The 18,564-nt window shown below is 71.5% G+C and carries 15 protein-coding genes, 1 tRNA gene and 1 pseudogene; 11 read left to right on the forward strand and 6 right to left on the reverse strand.

Annotated features, from left to right (window positions below; translation table 11 throughout):
- Positions 1-57 precede the first annotated feature (57 nt).
- The gene (locus I8N67_RS35385; protein ID WP_200308412.1) at positions 58-312 is read right to left on the reverse strand and encodes a hypothetical protein; all 255 of its coding nucleotides are present in this window, start codon (positions 310-312) and stop codon (positions 58-60) included.
- 19 nt (positions 313-331) lie between these two features.
- Between I8N67_RS35385 and I8N67_RS35390 the strand changes: the two are divergent.
- A pseudogene (locus I8N67_RS35390) lies at positions 332-566 on the forward strand (cation acetate symporter); the annotation flags it as partial.
- A gap of 37 nt (positions 567-603) precedes the next feature.
- Here the strand turns inward: I8N67_RS35390 and I8N67_RS35395 are convergent.
- The 3 genes from I8N67_RS35395 to I8N67_RS35405 all read right to left on the reverse strand — a co-directional run bounded on the left by I8N67_RS35395 (position 604) and on the right by I8N67_RS35405 (position 5,423).
- Positions 604-1,473 (reverse strand): cellulose-binding protein, encoded by an 870-nt coding sequence (locus I8N67_RS35395; protein ID WP_200308392.1) that lies wholly within the window; start codon positions 1,471-1,473, stop codon positions 604-606.
- 205 nt (positions 1,474-1,678) lie between these two features.
- The gene (locus I8N67_RS35400; RefSeq protein WP_200308393.1) at positions 1,679-4,414 is read right to left on the reverse strand and encodes an SUKH-4 family immunity protein; all 2,736 of its coding nucleotides are present in this window, start codon (positions 4,412-4,414) and stop codon (positions 1,679-1,681) included.
- A 7-nt stretch (positions 4,415-4,421) separates the two neighbouring features.
- The gene (locus I8N67_RS35405) at positions 4,422-5,423 is read right to left on the reverse strand and encodes an SMI1/KNR4 family protein (protein ID WP_200308394.1); all 1,002 of its coding nucleotides are present in this window, start codon (positions 5,421-5,423) and stop codon (positions 4,422-4,424) included.
- 356 nt (positions 5,424-5,779) lie between these two features.
- Between I8N67_RS35405 and I8N67_RS35410 the strand changes: the two genes are divergently transcribed.
- Both I8N67_RS35410 and I8N67_RS35415 read left to right on the forward strand, forming a co-directional pair.
- Positions 5,780-6,280, forward strand: coding sequence for a YwqJ-related putative deaminase (locus I8N67_RS35410; RefSeq protein WP_200308395.1), 501 nt, complete (start codon positions 5,780-5,782; stop codon positions 6,278-6,280).
- Positions 6,281-6,451: 171 nt separating this feature from the next.
- The gene (locus I8N67_RS35415) at positions 6,452-7,000 is read left to right on the forward strand and encodes an SUKH-3 domain-containing protein (RefSeq protein WP_200308396.1); all 549 of its coding nucleotides are present in this window, start codon (positions 6,452-6,454) and stop codon (positions 6,998-7,000) included.
- A gap of 234 nt (positions 7,001-7,234) precedes the next feature.
- Here the strand turns inward: I8N67_RS35415 and I8N67_RS35420 are convergent, their stop codons facing one another.
- Positions 7,235-8,563 carry a sensor histidine kinase gene (locus tag I8N67_RS35420; protein ID WP_200308397.1) on the reverse strand — a complete coding sequence of 443 codons (1,329 nt, stop codon included), beginning with the start codon at positions 8,561-8,563 and terminating at the stop codon, positions 7,235-7,237.
- Positions 8,564-8,825: 262 nt separating this feature from the next.
- Between I8N67_RS35420 and I8N67_RS35425 the strand changes: the two genes are divergently transcribed.
- The 6 genes from I8N67_RS35425 (at position 8,826) to I8N67_RS35450 (ending at position 13,612) form a co-directional block, all read left to right on the forward strand.
- A tRNA-Gln gene (locus I8N67_RS35425) sits at positions 8,826-8,897 on the forward strand.
- A gap of 123 nt (positions 8,898-9,020) precedes the next feature.
- Entirely contained in the window at positions 9,021-10,469 is a 1,449-nt protein-coding gene (gene glmU, locus I8N67_RS35430; RefSeq protein WP_200308398.1) for a bifunctional UDP-N-acetylglucosamine diphosphorylase/glucosamine-1-phosphate N-acetyltransferase GlmU, read from the forward strand.
- Positions 10,470-10,576: 107 nt separating this feature from the next.
- Positions 10,577-11,551 (forward strand): ribose-phosphate diphosphokinase, encoded by a 975-nt coding sequence (locus I8N67_RS35435; RefSeq protein WP_200308399.1) that lies wholly within the window; start codon positions 10,577-10,579, stop codon positions 11,549-11,551.
- A gap of 175 nt (positions 11,552-11,726) precedes the next feature.
- Entirely contained in the window at positions 11,727-12,320 is a 594-nt protein-coding gene (locus I8N67_RS35440) for a 50S ribosomal protein L25/general stress protein Ctc (protein ID WP_200308400.1), read from the forward strand.
- Between the two features lie 72 nt (positions 12,321-12,392).
- Positions 12,393-12,995 carry an aminoacyl-tRNA hydrolase gene (pth, locus tag I8N67_RS35445; RefSeq protein WP_200308401.1) on the forward strand — a complete coding sequence of 201 codons (603 nt, stop codon included), beginning with the start codon at positions 12,393-12,395 and terminating at the stop codon, positions 12,993-12,995.
- A gap of 89 nt (positions 12,996-13,084) precedes the next feature.
- A complete protein-coding gene (locus I8N67_RS35450) occupies positions 13,085-13,612 on the forward strand; it encodes a hypothetical protein (protein WP_234046799.1) in 528 nt (175 codons plus the stop codon).
- 91 nt (positions 13,613-13,703) lie between these two features.
- Here the strand turns inward: I8N67_RS35450 and ppc are convergent, their stop codons facing one another.
- The gene (gene ppc / locus I8N67_RS35455; protein WP_200308403.1) at positions 13,704-16,436 is read right to left on the reverse strand and encodes a phosphoenolpyruvate carboxylase; all 2,733 of its coding nucleotides are present in this window, start codon (positions 16,434-16,436) and stop codon (positions 13,704-13,706) included.
- Between the two features lie 392 nt (positions 16,437-16,828).
- Between ppc and I8N67_RS35460 the strand changes: the two genes are divergently transcribed.
- Complete coding sequence (locus I8N67_RS35460) at positions 16,829-17,824, forward strand: acyl-CoA desaturase (RefSeq protein WP_200308404.1); 996 nt, start codon at positions 16,829-16,831, stop codon at positions 17,822-17,824.
- Positions 17,821-18,498: a TetR/AcrR family transcriptional regulator gene (locus tag I8N67_RS35465; protein ID WP_200308405.1), complete on the forward strand. Its 678-nt coding sequence runs from the start codon at positions 17,821-17,823 to the stop codon at positions 18,496-18,498. The genes I8N67_RS35460 and I8N67_RS35465 overlap by 4 nt, the downstream gene beginning before the upstream one ends.
- The last annotated feature ends 66 nt before the right edge of the window (positions 18,499-18,564 follow it).

The raw sequence follows: 18,564 nt of genomic DNA on the forward strand, positions 1-18,564 counted from the left end.
TTCGAAGGACATTCCCGTCTCACCTCTCGCCCGTCGATCGGTCCGGCTCGCTCATGGCTACGATGCCGGACCGAACACCGGATAGGCCGTCTTGTAGAGGCCGTTCTTGCTGGGGACCAGCAGGGCGGCCCGGGCGACGGCGGTCGTGCCGTCCTCGAACACGACCTGACCGAGTCCCTCCGGGATGCGGACCGATCGGGCACCGGCCCCCTCGACCCATGCGCTCTTCAGGAACTCCGCCGCCTTGTCGTTGTCGGTCCAACGGCCCTGCGGCTCGCCCTTCTTCCGAGCCCGGTCGGCGAGCTGCGCCACGCTCTTGCCGTGATCGCTGATCTTCTGGCGCCGCTACACCCTTGTCTCCGGCTCCCCCCCACTCCGCCTTCCCGGGCGCCGACTTCAACTGGTTCCCCTTCACCACCACCGGCCTGCTCTCCATCCCTCTCGGCTTCGCCTTCGGCTGGCTGGGCACCGTCACCTCCGGCCGCGGGAAGGCCGAGGAGCAGCGCCGGCAGTACGAGGGGGTGGAGGGCTGGATCCTGGCGGGGGCGGTGCGGAGGGAGAACTGACGGCTGCCGGGCAGCGCGCTCCCTCCCAGGGGCGGCATCAGTCGGTCAGCGCCGACAGGCTGTCCCGGATGTAGTCCATCTGCGTCCGGACGTCGTCCCACCTCTCCCCGTGCTCCCCCAGCAGCCGCTCCGTCTCGACGACCACCCGCTCCTCCCGGACCCGCGCCTCCGCGATCAGCTCGGCGGCGCGGGCCTCCGCCGCTTCCAGCGTCCGCGCCGCATCCGACTCGGCGTCGGCGAGGGCCTGCTCGGCCTCGGCGACCGCGGCCTCCGCACGAGCCGCCCGCTCCGCGCACCGGGCGTCGAAGACGGCCTCGCGTTCGGCGACCTCCCACTCGATGTCGGCCACCCGGTCGTCGAACTCCTTGTCCAGCTCGACGACCATGCCCTCGGTGCGTTCGCGTACCTCGCGCAGTGCGGCCAGGGCCTCGCCGCGCCCCTCCTTCACGGCGCGCCGCGCGGTGATCCGCAGGTCGTCGGCCTCCGCCTGGGCGGACAGCAGCCGGTGCCGGGCGCGCTCGTCGGCCTCGGCGCGCAGCTCATCGGCGTACGCCTGCGCGGCACCCCGCACGCGCCGCCCGGCCTCCTCCGCCTCCTCGACCATCCACCGGGCCTCATGGCGCCCGCTCTCACGTACGGCCGTGGCCTCCTCGACCCCCAGCTCGAACAGCTGTCGGGCGCGCTCGCCGAGCGTCTCGTACGTCTGCGGGGCCAGCCCGGCGACGGTCTCGCGCAGCCGGGCGAGTTCCCCGCCCATGTCCCTGGCCAGCACGGTCAGCCGGGCGGCCCGTTCCCACGCGGCGTCACGGTCCTGCGAGAGGGCCGCCGCACAGGCGTCGACCTGTTCGGGGCGGTAGCCGCGCCGTACGAGGTCGAAGTCATGCGGCGCGATCGGTGCACTGCTCATGCTGGAACCCTCTCCGCCGGACGCACACGAAATGATGATTTCGCGCACATCTTGATGTATCGGACGGAAGTGTGCGTAACATGACACTCCGGACGAGGGACACGAGGGTCACGAGAGGCGCCACGAACGTGGAAGGGCCTGGCCCGGTCGTACGACCGGGCCAGGCCCTTCCACGTTCGTGACAGCGGCGGTCAGCCGCGGCGGATCACAGCAAGCCGTCCCACATCTGCTCCAGCAGCACCGACCACCAGCTCTCCGGCGAGGCCAGCGCTGCCGGGTCGAGGCCGGCGAGCTGGGCCTGGAAGTCGACGGTCCAGCGGCCCGCCTGCTCCTGGTTCAGACCGAACCGCAGCCGCCACATACGGCCGAGGAGGGCGAGGCAGCGCGCGAACTCCGGCAGACCGGTGTTCACGAACTGCGGCGGTACGGGCGCACCGCCCGGCCCGGCCTCCACCGGCACCGCCACGATGTTCGCCGTGCCGTACTGCACACACAGCGCCTTGCCGAAGTCGCTGCCCATCACCAGGTACGAGCCCGCGTCGGCCGCCGGCTGCACCCCGCGCTCGGCCGCCAGCTCCGCCAGCGTCGGCACCGGACGGCCCGGCTGGGCCTGCGCCCAGAAGAACGGGCCCATGTCCACGGGCAGTCCGGCCACGACCAGCGTGTGCGCCACGATCGGCGGCACCCCCTGCCGCGACACCGCCTGCTGGTCGAACCGGAACACCCCCGGCCCGAACACCGCCGCCAGCTCCTGCCCGATCGCCTCCGGCGGGACCGGCGGCTGCGGCTGCACCGGCGGCTGCGGCACCCGCACCGGCGCGAGCCGCGCCGGACCGTCCGCGACCTGGTGCAACTCGCCCTGGTGCGCGATGAGTTGAGCCATGCCCTGCTGCCGGCTCGCATGGTCCTTGCCGTACGGCGCGATGGACGTGATGCGCGCGTTCGGCCACTGCTCACGGATCATCCGCGCGCAGTACGCCCCCGGCAGCTCGCACGACTCCAGCTCCGTGTGGAGTTCGAGCACCGCCTCCGGCGGGATGTTCAGCCCGCGCAGCTCATGGAAGATCTGCCACTCCGGGTGCGGCGTACCCGGCGCCGAACGCCGGATCAGCTGCTGCTCGGACCCGTCCGGCGCCCGGAACCGCAGGACGGCCTGGTAGCCGGGCCCGACGGTCGGCTGCCCCGTGGGCTGCTGCGGATATCCGTACGCGGGCGGAGCCCCCATCGGCGGCCCCTGCTGCCCAGGCGGACCGTGCATCGGCTGCGGCATCCCGGGCGGCCCGGGCGGCTGCGGCGCCCCAGGCCCACCGAGCGGCGGCCCGGCCAGCATCGTCTCGGCATGGTGCACGGGACCGGGCGCACCCGGCGGCACCCCCGGCGGCAGCGGCGCACCGGGGCCGCCCACCGCGGGCCCGGCCAGCATCGTCGCCGCATGGTGCACACCACCGGCGGGCGTACCCCCCGGCGGACCCGGCACACCGGGCTGACCGGGACCACCGGGCTGACCCGGCTGCCCCGGAGCCCCGGGAGGCCCCGGCGGCAGCGGCGCACCCGGACCGCCCACCGCGGGCCCGGCCAACATCGTCGCCGCATGGTGCACACCACCGGCGGGCGTACCCCCCGGCGGATTCGGCGGACCCGGCACACCGGGACCACCCGGCTGACCGGGAGCACCCGGCGCGCCCCCCGGCCCGTCCGGGCCGAGAGCGGAGACCAGCTGAGTCGGTACGTACCCGCCCGCCGGAGTACCCGGAACGCCGGGCCCGGGCTGCGGCAAAGGCGTGGCGCCCGGGCGGGCGCCCGGTGTCCCCGGGGCGCCGGGCGGAGCCGGCGGCGGAGGCGTGCCCGGACCACCGCTCCGGCCGCCCCGGCGCGGCGGTGCCGCCTTGCTCGTGGCGGCGTCGGCGATCTCACCGGCGTGGGGCGGAAGCGGACGGCCCGGCGGCGGTGTACCAGGCCCCTGCGGACCACCGGCACCCTGCGGATAGCCGTACGACGGCGGAGCCGGCGGGCCCTGCGGGTAGCCGTACGAGGGCGGGGCCGGCGGCGGAGTGCCCTGCCCCGTCGGCTGTGGCTGCGGCTGCGGCGGGCCGCCCACCGCCGGCGACACCGTCGTACGCGGCAGCTGGCTGCCCCCGGACATCAGCGCGGTCTTGGCCTCGGGCAGCGCGCTGGGCTGCGGAGCGTCGTCCTCGTCGCTCACCTCGGTGAGCTGCGGCGCGAACACGGTCTGCGGCAGCGGTACCGAACGGTCGTCCTCGGCGCCACCGTTGGTGTCCGTACCGGCCCACGGGGTCGCCCCGGCGGGCACCCCCGGCACCGCGTCGTACGGCTCGGCGTCCCTCGGCGGCACGGCGTCCCGAATGTCGTCGTCCGCCGCCGCGGCGGCCGGCCACGGCGTGGCATCGGCCGGAGCGGGCGGCCCCACAGGCCCCGGCAGCGTCTCGGCCATCGAAACACCGCCCCCGGACACCCCGTTGGTCCCCACGGAACCCGACGCGGCGGCAGCCGGACGGGACCCGGCGCCATCGGACGACCCAGCCCCCGACCCCGGTCGGTGATCCGGGATCCCCAGTTTGTCCGCCGCGTCCTGCAACCACTCCGGTGGAGTCAGCAGGAACGACGTCTGGTTCAGGTCCATGCGGGCCGGAGGGGCCGGCGCGGCCGCCGGCGCCGCGTCCGTGCGGCCGTACTCCTCCTCGTAGCGGCGGATCACCTCACCCACCGGCAGCGACGGCCACAGCGTGGCCTCCCCGCTGTCGCGGGCGATGACCAGCCGCTGCGCGCCGCCGTCGGAACGCGGGCCGTCGGCCCGGTCCTCCGCCCACACCACGAACCCGAGCTCGAACTCCCGCACGCGCACATCACGGTGCTGGTAGCCGGGCAGATCCCCGTTGATCCACTCCTCGGCGCGCTCCTGCGCCTGAGCGAACGTCACCATCGAAAACTCACTCCCCCACCGAGGCTGTCGCGGCGACCGGTACGGCGCGTGCGAAGCCACCGTCCACCATCAGGTTGGCCACCGTCTCCAATTCCGGCGGATTACCGGCCAGCCGGGACAGGAACGTGTCGAAGTCCTCACCGGCGGGGAGCAGCAACCGCTCCACCCGCTCCGGCGGCGACCACGACGGATCGACGTCACGGGCGTCGTCGTACGCGCAGAACCAGACCGACCCGATCCGGTCGCCCTTCGCCTTCACCGCGAGAATCCCGCCCTGTGCGAACGCGACGGCCAGGTAGTCCTTGGTGAGATGGTCCCGCAGGCACTTGTTCACGTACACCAGGTCGTTGACCGCGGCCTCGTCGCGCACCGTGAAGAACGGCTGGTCGACCAGCAGTCCCAGCTCGGCGTCGAGCGCCGCCCCCACGGGGGCGCAACCGCCCGCCGCCTTCAGGAACGACCGGTACGCGCCCGGCAGCCGGTATCCGAGGTCCTCCTCGACGCCCTGCACCTGCACCTCGGTCACCGCCACCGCCGACGACTTCGGCAGCCCGAAGTGCGCCGGCCTGGTCTCCTGCAACGGCCGCGTGCCTCGTTTGTTCTGGTCCACGCGCGCCGTCGCGATGCCACCGTGATGCCGCAGCAGCGCCTTCACCTCGACCGGTACCAGCTCCAGCCGCCGGCCGCCCGGCGCGTGATGCCAGGTCCAGCCGTGCGGCGTCGCCACCGGCGGGATCGTGTCCCACAGCTCGTGCCCCGTCGCGGCCAGCGCCGCGTTCGCGGACACATAGTCCGTCAACCGCAGTTCGTCCACGCCGAACCCCTCCGGGGGATCGGCGATCTCCGCCGCGGCACGCGCGTAGGGCGAGAAGTCCGGATAGCCGTGCGCGTCAACACGGACACCTCTCGGATGACGCGCGGCCCGGACCGGGTCCGGAAACTGCACGAGCTGCCCGGCGTAGGCCGCGTTCGGCGGCGCGGCTTGCTGCCCGAGCCGACCTGTCGTCATGGCGGTAGCCCCCTGCGGCGTTCTGTGTGACCTGTTCTGGCTGACTGACTGACTGACTGAACTGACTGAACTGACTGAACCGACTGCGAAAAGGCCCGCATACGACCCGTTCCGACTCCCCCGATCCGCCCTGGACCCGCACTCGAACGCGGGATCCGTACGGATCGCGGTTGTCGACAGCCTATGCGGTACGGCGGCACCGGTCACCGGGCCTCCGCTTCCGTGACCAGCCGTCACGTCACCCTCACGTAGCGCCGAAGCCCGGGCGTGTCGCACTGCCCCAGCTTCCGCACCAGCCACGCCGTTTGGCACTCTGTGTCCGCTGGCGGGGGATGTAACAGGAGGGGACGGCGATCATGAGCGCGACGCAGGCGGGGCCTTCGGGCGACCCTCGCATCGGCTGGAGCACCACGGAACAGGCACACGCACCCGTGCTCCTCCACCGCCGCGACGGCATCCTGCCCACGGTGGCAGCCGCCCTCTCGGTCCGGGGCGAGACCCTCACCGGCACCGCCGCCCGCGGCGACCAGGCCCCGCCGCTGCACCCGCTGGTCCAGGAGTTCCTCGACTCCCTCGCCACCGCGCAGCGCGACCGCTTCACCGGCCGCTGCGCCGAGGCCATCCTCATCTCCCGGCACATCACCACCGCCGACGCCGCCCGCAGCAAGCGGGCCATCCGCAGACCCATGTCCAACGGCGAGGCCCGCAAGGTCCTCAAGCAGGCCAAGCTCACCACCCGCCACATCCGCGAGGACGGCGACCCCCTGCACGGCGGCTTCGCCACGCCCTGCCGGTCCTGCACCGCCCTCAGCGCCCACTTCGGCGTCCGCATCGTGGACCCGACGCGAGAGAACTGAGCGGAGCGTCGGCCTACCGGCTCGGCGCTCCGACGCTCCGGCGCTCCGCGTGGGAACCCGCTCCCCACCACTTCGCGTCAGAAAATCCGAGCCCGATCACCACCATCACCGTCACCATCGTCCAGTCCTCACCTCCGAACCTCCGATGAACCCCCGACGAACAAAGGGCAGATGCACACCGACCGCACCTCCTCCTCCCCCAACCCCTCGTCCCCGTTCGGGCAAGGGGCACCCCCGCCGCGCTTCTCCGTACCCGTCGACGCCGCCCTGCGCGCCGCCGGCTGGCAGCCCGGACGCTGGGACATAAAGCAGGCCGAGATCTGGGCCGACGCCCTGCGCGAGCACGCCTCGCCCGCCGGCCACCGCCATGCCGTCTTCCCGGCTGCGGTCGAGGCCTGGGCCGAATTCGGCGGCCTCCGTCTCACCGCGCAGGGCCCCGGCCGGCAGCTCGCCCCCGCCGGCCTGCATCTCGACCCCCTGCACGGCCTGCACATGGCCCGCACCCTCGGCGACCTCGGCCGCGCCCTCGACACCGAGGTCTGCCCCCTCGGCCACGAGACCGCCACCGGGGCCCTCCTCGCCATCGACACCGAGGGCCGTGCCTATGCCCTCGACCACACCGGCGACTGGTACCTCGGCCCCCACATCGACGCGGCCCTCGCCACGCTGCTCACGGGCACCGACCCGGTACGCCTGACAGCGGCTTCCCCCCGGGGGTGACACAGCGCCTCCCTCCGGGGGTGACACAGCGCTTCCCCGCCGTAGGACCACAGCCCCGTCCGAGACCACCCGCCGTACGCGGCTGATCGCGCAGTTCCCCGCGCCCCCTGCGGGGCGCCAGCCCCCTGGCCAACTGCCCTACGACCGCCGGATGACGGCACCACCCCGCCGTAGGACCACAGCCCCGCCCGAGACCACCCGCCGTACGCGGCTGATCGCGCAGTTCCCCGCGCCTTACGCCGCTGGGATCACCGCGGACACCCGGAACCCTCCGGCCTCCGTCGACCCCGATACGAAGACGCCTCCCAGTCCGGCCACGCGCTCCTTCATTCCGAGCAGGCCGTTTCCGCCGCTCGGGAGGCGTACGGCGGTGGCGGCGCTCGGCTCCGGGGGTGGGCCGTTCTCGACCTGCATCGCTATCTCCGCCGCCCGGTGGGCGAGGCGCACGTGGGTCTTGGCGCCCGCCGCGTGCTTGTGGACGTTGGTCAGCGCCTCCTGGACCACGCGGTACGCGGTCTGCTCCACCTCGGCGGCGTACACCCGCACATCCCCCTCCACGGACAGGTCGACGACCATCCCGGCGGCCGCCGACTGGCCCACCAGTTCCTCCAGCTCGGCCAGGCAGGGCCCGTCCCCCGACTCGTCCTCGGCCCGCGAAGCCGCCGCCGCGGCAGCCGCCCCCACCGCCGCCAAGGGCACCGGCTCCACCCGGACCGTCGACAGCCCCTCCCCCGACCGCAGCACCCCGAGCATCTCCCGCAACTCGGTCAACGCCTGCCGGCCCATGTCCCCCACGAGTGCCGCGTTCCTGACGGCCTTCTCGGGGTCCTTGCGGGCCACCGCCTGCAGAGCGGCCGCGTGCACGACCATCAGGGACACCCGATGCGCGACGACGTCATGCATCTCCCGCGCGATCCGGGTCCGTTCCTCCCCGCGCGCCCACTCCGCCCGCTCCTCCGCCCGCTCCGCGAGCAGCTGCAACTCCCGCTCCAGCGAGTCCGCCCGCTCCCGCAGGCTCTCCATCAGCCGCCGCCGCGCCCCCACGTACAGGCCCAGCAGCACCGGCGGCGCGGTCAGCCCTATCGCCATCGTCAGTGCCAGGAACGGCGGGAACCACTCCCGGCCGGCGACCGCCCCGTCGCCCCGCAGATCGGACTGCGTGGCCTGCACGAACCACACGATGAACACCCCGGCGAACGCCATCCCCGACAGCGCCCCGATGATCCGCCGCGGCGCCTCCGACGCCGCCAGCGTGTACAGCCCGACGAGCCCCATCAGGTACCCCATCTGAGCGGGCGCGACAGCGATGAAGACGAGCACGACGGCCACGGGCCACATCCGCCGCACCAGCAACACGGAACCGGCGAGCGCCCCGAACACGACCCCCACGCCCTCCGGGAGCCCGGCATGGCCCGCGAACTCCACGCCCTGCATCGAACACTCCACGGCGGACGCCAACGCCAGCCCGCCGTCGAGCCACGCCCCACGCCACCGCTCCCACCACCACGGCCCGGCCCTGCCCCCCGGTCCGGCCCCGGTACGGTCTTCCCCCGTCGTGGTCATGGCTTCAGCCTACGTTCGAGCGCCCCCGCTTTTCCGGCGAGTTTCCCGTACCGGCCCACACCACGCCCCGCATTCGAACAGAAGCGAAACCACCCGCTATCCCTCGAACTGCCGAATCACCCACCGTCCACCCCCGGAAGCCCCCATTCCGCCCGGCCGGATTCGGCGCCGACTTGTACCGTCGCATCGAGGGCGCCTGGTACGGCATAGTAGGAGGCGCCACTCGACAGCCTGGCTGAATGTCTGGCTTGGGCGAGTTTATTCCCCCGTGGTGTAATTGGCAGCACTGTGGCTTTTGGTGCCATCTGTCCGGGTTCGAGTCCTGGCGGGGGAGCTTTTCAAGTCCGGGTCCTCACCCAAGTCCACGGGTCGGGGCCCACTCACATTTCCCCCTCACAACGCCCCGGTATCCTGCGGATGTCCACACCCCACACATCCACAGCCGAAGGGCATCCCCGTGAGCGCAACCCGCCCGGCAGCCGTCGTCGTACTCGCAGCGGGTGAGGGCACCCGTATGAAGTCGGCCACACCCAAGGTTCTGCACAGCATCTGTGGCCGTTCGCTGGTCGGCCATGTCCTCGCGGCGGCGCGCGAGTTGGAGCCGGAGAACCTGGTCGTGGTCGTGGGCCACGCCCGCGAGAAGGTCGGCGCGCACCTCGCGGAGCTCGACCCCACCGTCCGTACGGCGGTCCAGGCGGAGCAGAACGGCACCGGGCACGCGGTGCGAATGGGGCTGGAGGAGCTGGGCGGGACCGTCGACGGGACCGTGGTCGTCGTCTGCGGCGACACCCCGCTGCTCACCGGCGCCACCCTCCGCGCCCTCGCCGCCACCCACACCGCCGACGGCAACGCCGTCACCGTGCTGACCGCCGAGGTCCCGGACGCCACCGGTTACGGCCGGATCGTGCGCGAGAGTGCCTCCGGCGCCGTGACGGCCATCGTGGAGCACAAGGACGCCGGCGACTCGCAGCGCGCGATCCGTGAGATCAACTCCGGGGTCTTCGCCTTCGACGGCCAGCTGCTCGCGGACGCGCTCGGCAAGGTCCGTACGGACAACAGCCAGGGCGAGGAGTACCTGACCGACGTCCTGGGAATCCTGCGCGAGGCCGGGCACCGGGTCGGGGCCTCCGTCGCGGGCGACCACCGTGAGATCGCCGGTATCAACAACCGCGTCCAGCTCTCCGAGGCCCGCCGCACCCTCAACGACCGGCTCCTCACGGACGCCATGCTCGCCGGTGTGACCGTGATCGACCCCGCCACGACCTGGGTGGACGTCACCGTCACGTTCGAGCAGGACTCCCTGATCCACCCGGGCACCCAGCTCCTCGGGGCCACGCACCTGGCCGAGGGCGCCGAGGTCGGGCCGAACTCCCGGCTGAAGGACACGACGGTGGGCGCCGGCGCACGCGTCGACAACACCGTCGCCGACGGCGCCGAGGTCGGGCCGCAGGCGACGGTCGGCCCGTACGCGTATCTGCGTCCGGGGACGCGTCTCGGGCTGAAGTCCAAGGTCGGTACGTACGTCGAGACGAAGAACGCGATCATCGGGGAGGGGACGAAGGTCCCGCATCTCTCCTATGTGGGTGACGCGACGATCGGTGAGTACTCGAACATCGGCGCGGCGAGCGTGTTCGTGAACTACGACGGGCAGCACAAGCACCACTCCACCGTCGGGTCGCACTGCCGTACCGGTTGCGACAACATGTTTGTGGCGCCTGTCACCATCGGGGACGGTGCGTACACCGCTGCCGGGTCTGTGATCACCAAGGACGTACCGCCCGGTTCGTTGGCCGTGGCCCGTGGCCAGCAGCGGAATATCGAGGGTTGGGTGGCTCGTAAGCGTCCGGGGAGCGCGGCGGCGAAGGCGGCCGAGGGGGCTTCCCAGCAGGCGGAGAGCGAAAGCTGACCGGAAACGGCTGCGTCGGGGACGGCGTACCGTGATAAACGCACACCCGCACCCCAGCTGAGCGGCTTTTGCGTGCCCGGCTGCGAAACCTCTGAGGAGACAGTGCTGTGACCGGGATCAAGACGACCGGCGAGAAGAAGATGATGTTCTTCTCCGGCCGCGCCCACCCCGAGCTTGCCGACGAGATCGCCCAGCGGTTGGGTGTCGCGGTTGTCCCGACGAAGGCCTTCGACTTCGCCAACGGTGAGATCTACGTCCGCTACGAGGAGTCCGCGCGAGGCGCGGACTGCTTCCTGATCCAGAGCCACACGGCTCCGATCAACAAGTGGGTGATGGAGCAGCTGATCATGATCGACGCGCTGAAGCGCGCGTCGGCCCGCTCGATCACCGTGATCGTGCCTTTCTACGGTTACGCGCGCCAGGACAAGAAGCACCGCGGGCGTGAACCGATCTCGGCGCGCCTGGTGGCGGATCTGATGAAGACGGCGGGCGCCGACCGGATTCTGGCCGTGGATCTGCACACGGACCAGATCCAGGGCTTCTTCGACGGCCCGGTGGACCACCTGTTCGCCCTGCCGCTGCTCGCGGACTACGTGGGCGCGAAGGTGGACCGGAGCAAGCTGACGGTGGTCTCTCCGGACGCGGGTCGTGTCCGGGTGGCCGACCGTTGGTGCGACCGTCTGGGCGCTCCGCTGGCGATCGTGCACAAGCGGCGCGACAAGGACGTGGCGAACCAGGTCACCGTGCACGAGGTCGTGGGTGATGTGGAGGGCCGTATCTGTGTCCTCGTCGACGACATGATCGACACCGGTGGCACGATCTGCGCCGCCGCGGACGCGCTGTTCGCGCATGGCGCGGAGGACGTCATCGTGACGGCGACGCACGGTGTGCTGTCGGGGCCGGCCGCCGACCGGCTGAAGAACTCGAAGGTCAGCGAGTTCGTGTTCACGGACTCGCTGCCGACGCCGGGTGAGCTGGAGCTCGACAAGATCACGGTGCTGTCGATCGCGCCGACGATCGCGAGCGCGGTGCGTGAGGTGTTCGAGGACGGTTCGGTGACGAGCCTCTTCGACGAGCAGTAGAGATCGTTTTGGGTGCGGCCTCCCCCTCCGAGTACTCTGTCGGAGTTGCTCGGCGAGGGAGGCCGTACCGCTTCGTTGTGAAGCTTGTGCGGCTGTCCGTTATCGACGCGCTCTTCGTAGCAGGCCGTTCGTGGCCGGGTGACCACGTCCGTCCCTGGTTCTACGAGGAGTGATCATGTCCGAGGTAAAGCTCACCGCGTCGACGCGTACCGAGTTCGGCAAGGGCGCCGCCCGCCGCATCCGCCGTGACGCCAAGGTTCCCGGTGTTCTCTACGGCCACGGTTCCGACCCGCTGCACCTGACCCTGCCGGGTCACGAGCTGCAGCTCGCCCTGCGTACGTCGAACGTCCTGATCTCCCTGGACATCGACGGCAAGACCAACGAGCTGGCGATCCCGAAGTCCGTGCAGCGCGACCCGATCAAGGGTTTCCTGGAGCACGTCGACCTGCAGCTCGTGAAGCGTGGCGAGAAGGTCAACGTCGAGATCCCCGTGCACGCCGAGGGTGAGCTGGCGGCGGGTGGCAACCTGCTGGAGCACGTCCTGAACGCGCTGCCGGTCGAGGCCGAGGCCACGCACATCCCCGAGTCCGTCACGGTCTCCGTCGAGGGCCTGGAGGCCGGTGCCTCCATCCTCGCCAAGGACATCGCCCTGCCGGCGGGCACCACCCTGGCCGTCGACGGCGACACCGTCGTCCTCCAGGTCCTGTCCGCGCAGGCGGAGGAGCCGTCGGACGAGGCCGCCGAGGGTGACGCGGCCGCCGAGGCCTGATCCCCGGCTCTGCCATCGGTTCGTCAGCCGCTGTTCCCTGTGGGGGCAGCGGCTGGCGCGTATCAAGGAGACATGGACGTGACGACCGATCCGAGCGTGCCCTGGCTGATCGCCGGTCTCGGCAATCCCGGGACCGAGTACGCGGCGAACCGGCACAACGTGGGGTTCATGGTGGCCGATCTGCTGGCCGAGCGGATCGGGGGGAGGTTCAAGCGGGCCGGGAAGGCGCAGGCTCAGGTCGTGGAGGGCCGGATCGGGCCACCGGGGCCGGGCAGCCGTCGGGTGATCCTGGCGAAGCCGATGTCGTTCATGAACGTGTCGGGTGGCCCGGTGATCGCGCTGCGGGACTTCTACAAGGTGCCGGTGGCGAACATCGTGGCCGTCCATGACGAGCTGGACATCGATTACGGGACATTGCGGCTGAAGCTCGGCGGTGGTGACAACGGTCACAACGGGCTGAAGTCGATGACGAAGGCGATGGGGCCGGACTATCACCGGGTGCGGTTCGGGATCGGCCGCCCGCCCGGTCGTACGCAGGTCGCCGACTTCGTGCTGAAGGACTTTTCCGCCGCCGAGCGCAAGGAGTTGGACTACTTCGTGGACCGGGCGGCGGACGCGGTGGAGTGTCTGGTGATCGAGGGGTTGGAGCGGGCGCAGGGGACGTACAACTCCTGAGCCGATCCCGACAAGTCCCGATTCGTGCGAACCCGGGGCCGACCCGCGAGGGTTGACCGACCGCAGTCTCATGGCCAATGATCCCCGCCATGCCTGCCACCCGAGCCTCCGCCGCCCACTCGCGGCGGCGTGCCCGTCCGCGTCCGGGCGGCGGTGGCGCGTCGAGCGCGCTGCGGTACGGGCGGCTGGCGGTGATGGGCGTGGTCACGGTGGTGATCGTGATCGCCGGGGTGTGGGGTTCCTGGGGCTGTGCGCAGCACGTGATGCTGAGCAAGGGGCGCGAGCAGGGGACGATGACGGTGTCCCGGTGCGCCGAGGAGATCTGCTGGGGGCCGTACGAGCCGGTGTCGACGGGTTCGACGGCTCGGGACCGGGTCGACATCGAGCGGTCCGTGGCGGTGGAGACGGGCGAGACGTACACCGTCGTCGTGAAGCCGGGCAGCAGTGACGTCGTCCGGACGGGCCCTGCCGGGCTGCTGCACGCGTGGGTGCCCCTGGGCGGCGCCCTGCTGCTGGCCGCGGTGATCGTGGCGGGCGGCCTGCGGATGGTCCGCTCGGCGTGGGTGCTGGGCGGCGCGGGGCTGGCGCTGATCACGGCGGCCTGGGTGGCGCTCTGACAATGGGCCTGTGCGCCGGGCCACCCGCGGAAACGAGGAGTGCCCCCGTGGTCGTACGACCGTGGGGGCACTCTCGTGTGTGCGGGGGTGGTCAGCCGGTGTTGCGCAGGCCCGCCGCCACGCCGTTGACCGTGAGGAGCAGGGCTCGGGCGAGGAGCGGGTCGGGGGTGCCGCCCGCGGCGGCGGTGTCGCGCTGGCGCTTGAGGAGGGCGACCTGGAGGTAGGAGATCGGGTCGAGGTAGGCGTCGCGGATGGAGACGGTCTGCTGGAGGACGGGGTTGGCGTCGAGCAGCTTCTCCTCGCCGGTGATGCGCAGCACCTCGCGGACGGTCAACTCGTGTTCGGCCCTGATGGTGGCGAAGACGTGCTTGAGGTCGTCGGGGACGAGGGTGTCGACGTAGTGCTGGGCGATCCGCAGGTCCGTCTTGGCCAGCGTCATCTCGACGTTGGAGAGGAAGTTGCGGAAGAAGTGCCACTGCTCGTGCATCTCGTCGAGCACGGTGTCGAGACCGGCTTCGCGCAGCGCCTTCAGGCCGGAGCCGACGCCGAACCAGCCGGGCACGATCTGCCGTGACTGGGTCCAGCCGAAGACCCACGGGATGGCGCGCAGGCCGTCGAGCCCGGCGCCGGAGTCGGGGCGGCGCGAGGGCCGCGAGCCCAGGTGCAGGTCGGCGAGCTGGTCGACGGGGGTGGCGGCGAAGAAGTACGCCGGGAGGTCGGGGTCCTCGACGAGCCGGCGGTAGGCGGACTCGGCCGCCTCGCTGACCACGTCCATGGCCGCGTCCCAGCGGGCCAGGGCGTCGGCCGACTGGCGGGGGGCGGTGTGCAGGGCGGAGGCCTGGAGGGTGGCGGCGACCGTCAGTTCCAGGTTCTCGCGGGCCAGCGACGGCACGAGGTACTTGTCGGAGATGACCTCGCCCTGCTCGGTCACCTTGATCTCGCCCTCCAGGGTGCCCCAGGGCTGCGCGAGGATCGCGTCGTGCGAGGGGCCGCCGCCGCGGCCGACGGTGCCGCCGCGGCCGTGGAAGAGCCGCAGCCGTACGCCGTACCGGTGGGCGACGTCACGCAGGCGGCGCTGCGCCCGGTGGATCTCCCACTGCGAGGTCGTGATGCCGCCGAACTTGGAGGAGTCGGAGTAGCCGAGCATGACCTCCTGCACATCGCCACGCAGGGCCACGAGCCGCCGGTAGGAGGGGTCGGCGAGCATCTCCTCCAGGATCGTGTCGGCGGCCTTGAGCTCGTCGGTCGTCTCCAGGAGCGGGACGATGCCGACCTTGGCCCAGCCGGCGTGCAGGTCGATGAGGCCGGCCTCGCGGGCCAGGACGGTGGCGGCGAAGACGTCGTCCGCGCCCTGGCACATCGAAATGATGTACGACTCGATGACCTCGGGCCCGAAGACGGCGAGGGCCTTCTTGACGGTCTCGAAGACACCGAGGGTCTTGGCGCCGGCGGCGTCCAGCGGCGCGGGCGTCGGGCCCAGGGGCCTCCTCGACCTGAGCTCACGGGCGAGGAGCTTGTGGCGGTACTCGCGGGGCATGTCCTCGTAGCGCCAGGACTCCTCACCGAGGCGGTCGAACAGTTGACCGAGCGCGTGGTGGTGGGCGTCGGCGTGCTCGCGGACATCCATCGTGGCGAGCTGGAGGCCGAAGGCGGCGAGCGTGCGGATGATGCGGTTCATCCGGCCGTCGGCGAAGAGGCCGCCGCGGTGCTCGCGCAGCGAGGTCTGGATGAGGGTGAGGTCGCTCAGGAGTTCGCCGGTGCCGAGGTAGTCGCGGCCCGGCTCGTGCGGGATGCCCTTGGCCAGGCGCTCCTTGGTGTTCTCCAGCTTCTGCCGGATGCAGGTGGCCTTGAGGCGGTAGGGCTCCTCGGAGTTGAGGCGCTTGTAGCGGGGGCTGATCTCGGGCAGGGCTTCGAGGTCGGCCTGGAGCGAGGTCAGCAGCTCCTCGGTGGCGCCGGTGTAGCGGATGGAGTTGGAGAGGAAGCCGCGCAGCTCGTCGATCAGTTCGAGCGCGTCGTTGATGCCGTGCTCATGCTGGAGGATGAGAACGTCCCAGGTCACCTGGGGGGTGACATTGGGGTTGCCGTCGCGGTCGCCGCCGATCCAGGTACCGAAGGTGAGCGGCCGGGTGGCGTCGGGGAGCTCCACGCCCACCCGCTCCAGCTCGGCGGTCAGGTCCTCCAGGACGTCGCCCACGGCGTTCGCGTGCAGCTCGTCCAGGTAGTAGATGGCGTTGCGGGCCTCGTCGGCGGGCTCGGGCCGTACGACGCGCAGCTCGTCCGTCTGCCAGACGAGGTCGATGTTCTCGGCCAGTCGGGTGTCGTAGCGGCGGCGGTCGGACTCGATGACGGGGGTCTCCAGCAGCGCGGCGATGCGCCGGAGCTTGTTCAGGACCGACCGGCGCGCGGCCTCGGTGGGGTGCGCGGTGAAGACGGGCCGCACGTTGAGGTGCTTGACCGTCTCGCGCAGGTGTTCGGGGTCGGCGTCCTTGAGGCGGTCGGCCGTACGGGCGAGAAGGCCGCCCTCGGCGGCACGGCGTGCCCTCAGCTCGCGGCCGCGGTGGACCTGCTCGGTGACGTTGGCCAGGTGGAAGTAGGTGGAGAAGGCGCGGACCAGCTTGGCGGCGGTCTCCAGCTCGGTGCCGCGCAGCAGCTCGGCGGCGGCCTCGCCGTCCTCGCGGGTCAGGCGGCGGACACGCTCGACCAGCTCCAGGAGTTCAGGGCCCTCCTGGCGTACGAGGGTCTCGCCCAGCAGATCGCCCAGGCGCCGGATGTCGGCACGCAGCTCGCTGCTCACCATGGTGGTCTGGTCGTCGGCACTGCTCACAGGTGCGGCTCCTTGCAGTGTTGAAGCTCGTCTGGAGGGGAACCCGGGTGGGGCCCGGCGGGTGGGCCCGCTTCGTGGGCCTGGCATCCGGGCAGGATTCAGAGCGGACCGCGCTGTCCGAACGACTCCAGGATAGGTGGCCACCCGAACGCGCAGGTCGACAGGTGCCCACTCGGCGGCACTGAGTGCCATCTTCTTCCCCGGCCGTTTCTGCCCCGTCTGGTCCACCTGGACGCACGGGACCGGTCGACTCTTGCCGCCGGGCACCGCGCTGCCATACTTACGATGCCGTAGGTTACGGAACCGTAGGGAAAGCCGACAGGTGACCCTCGCACCCTGTTGCCGCAGGCACCTCCCCCCACTCTCCACCCTCGACCCCACAGGGGACGCCCATGACCACAAGTTCCGATGTGATCGAAGACGCCCCGACGGCGACCGGTTCGGCGACGCTCGGCGGTGAGAAGAAGCGTTCGATCGAGCAGATCGCGCTGCTCCTCTTCATCACGGTCCCGTTCCTGGCCCTGCTCGCGGCCGTCCCGCTGGCCTGGGGCTGGGGCGTGAGCTGGCTGGATCTCGGCCTGGCGGTGTTCTTCTACTACCTGGGCTGCCACGGCATCACGATCGGCTTCCACCGGCACTTCACGCACGGCTCGTTCAAGGCCAGACGTCCGCTGACGATCGCCTTGGCGATCGCGGGCTCGATGGCCGTCGAGGGCCCGCTGGTCCGCTGGGTGGCCGACCACCGCAAGCACCACAAGTTCTCCGACGCCGAGGGCGACCCCCACTCGCCGTGGCGCTTCGGCGAGACACTCCCCGCGCTGCTGAAGGGCCTGTGGTGGGCCCACATCGGCTGGCTGTTCGACGAGGAGCAGACCTCGCAGGAGAAGTACGCGCCCGACCTGATCAAGGACCGGGCGCTGCGGGCGGTCTCCCGCCAGTTCATCCTGTGGACGGCCGTCTCCCTCGCCCTGCCGCCCCTGATCGGCGGCCTGGTGACGATGTCCTGGTGGGGCGCGTTCACCGCGTTCTTCTGGGGCTCGCTCGTCCGGGTGGCGCTGCTGCACCACGTCACCTGGTCGATCAACTCGATCTGCCACGCGGTCGGCAAGCGCCCCTTCAAGTCCCGCGACCGCTCGGGGAACGTGTGGTGGCTGGCGGTGCTGTCGTGCGGCGAGTCGTGGCACAACCTCCACCACGCGGACCCCACCTCCGCCCGGCACGGCGTGGAGCGCGGCCAGCTGGACTCCTCGGCCCGGCTGATCCGCTGGTTCGAACAGCTCGGGTGGGCCTACGACGTCCGCTGGCCGTCACGCTCGCGTATCGATTCCAGGCGCAAGACGGGTGAGGACGGCTCCCGGCACCGGAAGGCGCCCGCCGAGGCGGCATGATTGACGCCGTGGCGACCGACTCCAGCAGCACCCCGAGCAACGAGAAGCCGCGGCGCGTGCGCCGCACCCGGATGACGGGTGCCGAGCGCCGTCAGCAACTGCTGGAGATCGGCCGTACCCTCTTCGCCGCGAAGGGCTTCGAGGGCACGTCGGTGGAGGAGATCGCCGCCAAGGCCGGGGTCTCCAAGCCGGTGGTCTACGAGCACTTCGGCGGCAAGGAGGGCCTCTACGCCGTCGTCGTGGACCGCGAGATGCGGCGCCTGCTCGACATGGTGACCAGCTCCCTCACCGCCGGCCATCCCCGCGAGCTGCTCGAACAGGCCGCGTTCGCCCTCCTCGACTACATCGAGGAGTACACGGACGGCTTCCGCATCCTGGTCCGGGACTCGCCGATCCCCCAGTCCACGGGTTCCTTCGCCTCACTCATCTCCGACATCGCCACGCAGGTGGAGGACATCCTCGGCCGCGAGTTCAAGAGCCGGGGGTTCGACCCCAAGCTCGCGCCCCTCTACGCCCAGGCCCTCGTCGGCATGGTCGCCCTCACCGGGCAGTGGTGGCTCGACGTCCGCCGGCCGAAGAAGGCGGAGGTCGCGGCGCACCTGGTGAACCTGTCCTGGCACGGCTTGGACGGCCTGGAGCAGAAGCCGCGGCTGATCGGTCACCGGAAGAGTTAGCGCGGTGGGGTGCGTTGTCGGGTGCGCGTGCGGGGGGCTGGTCGCGCAGTTCCCCGCGCTCTTAAA

Origin of the sequence: Streptomyces adelaidensis (assembly GCF_016598475.1) — a bacterium.
GTDB lineage: Bacteria > Actinomycetota > Actinomycetes > Streptomycetales > Streptomycetaceae > Streptomyces > Streptomyces adelaidensis.

Coding starts and splice junctions, on each gene's coding strand:
- I8N67_RS35395 (WP_200308392.1), bottom strand. CDS start 1,473: ATGAGCAGTGCACCGATCGCGCCGCATGACTTCGACCTCGTACGGCGC.
- I8N67_RS35400 (WP_200308393.1), bottom strand. CDS start 4,414: ATGGTGACGTTCGCTCAGGCGCAGGAGCGCGCCGAGGAGTGGATCAAC.
- I8N67_RS35405 (WP_200308394.1), bottom strand. CDS start 5,423: ATGACGACAGGTCGGCTCGGGCAGCAAGCCGCGCCGCCGAACGCGGCC.
- I8N67_RS35410 (WP_200308395.1), top strand. CDS start 5,780: ATGAGCGCGACGCAGGCGGGGCCTTCGGGCGACCCTCGCATCGGCTGG.
- I8N67_RS35415 (WP_200308396.1), top strand. CDS start 6,452: ATGCACACCGACCGCACCTCCTCCTCCCCCAACCCCTCGTCCCCGTTC.
- I8N67_RS35420 (WP_200308397.1), bottom strand. CDS start 8,563: ATGACCACGACGGGGGAAGACCGTACCGGGGCCGGACCGGGGGGCAGG.
- I8N67_RS35440 (WP_200308400.1), top strand. CDS start 11,727: ATGTCCGAGGTAAAGCTCACCGCGTCGACGCGTACCGAGTTCGGCAAG.
- pth (WP_200308401.1), top strand. CDS start 12,393: ATGGACGTGACGACCGATCCGAGCGTGCCCTGGCTGATCGCCGGTCTC.
- I8N67_RS35450 (WP_234046799.1), top strand. CDS start 13,085: ATGCCTGCCACCCGAGCCTCCGCCGCCCACTCGCGGCGGCGTGCCCGT.
- I8N67_RS35460 (WP_200308404.1), top strand. CDS start 16,829: ATGACCACAAGTTCCGATGTGATCGAAGACGCCCCGACGGCGACCGGT.
- I8N67_RS35465 (WP_200308405.1), top strand. CDS start 17,821: ATGATTGACGCCGTGGCGACCGACTCCAGCAGCACCCCGAGCAACGAG.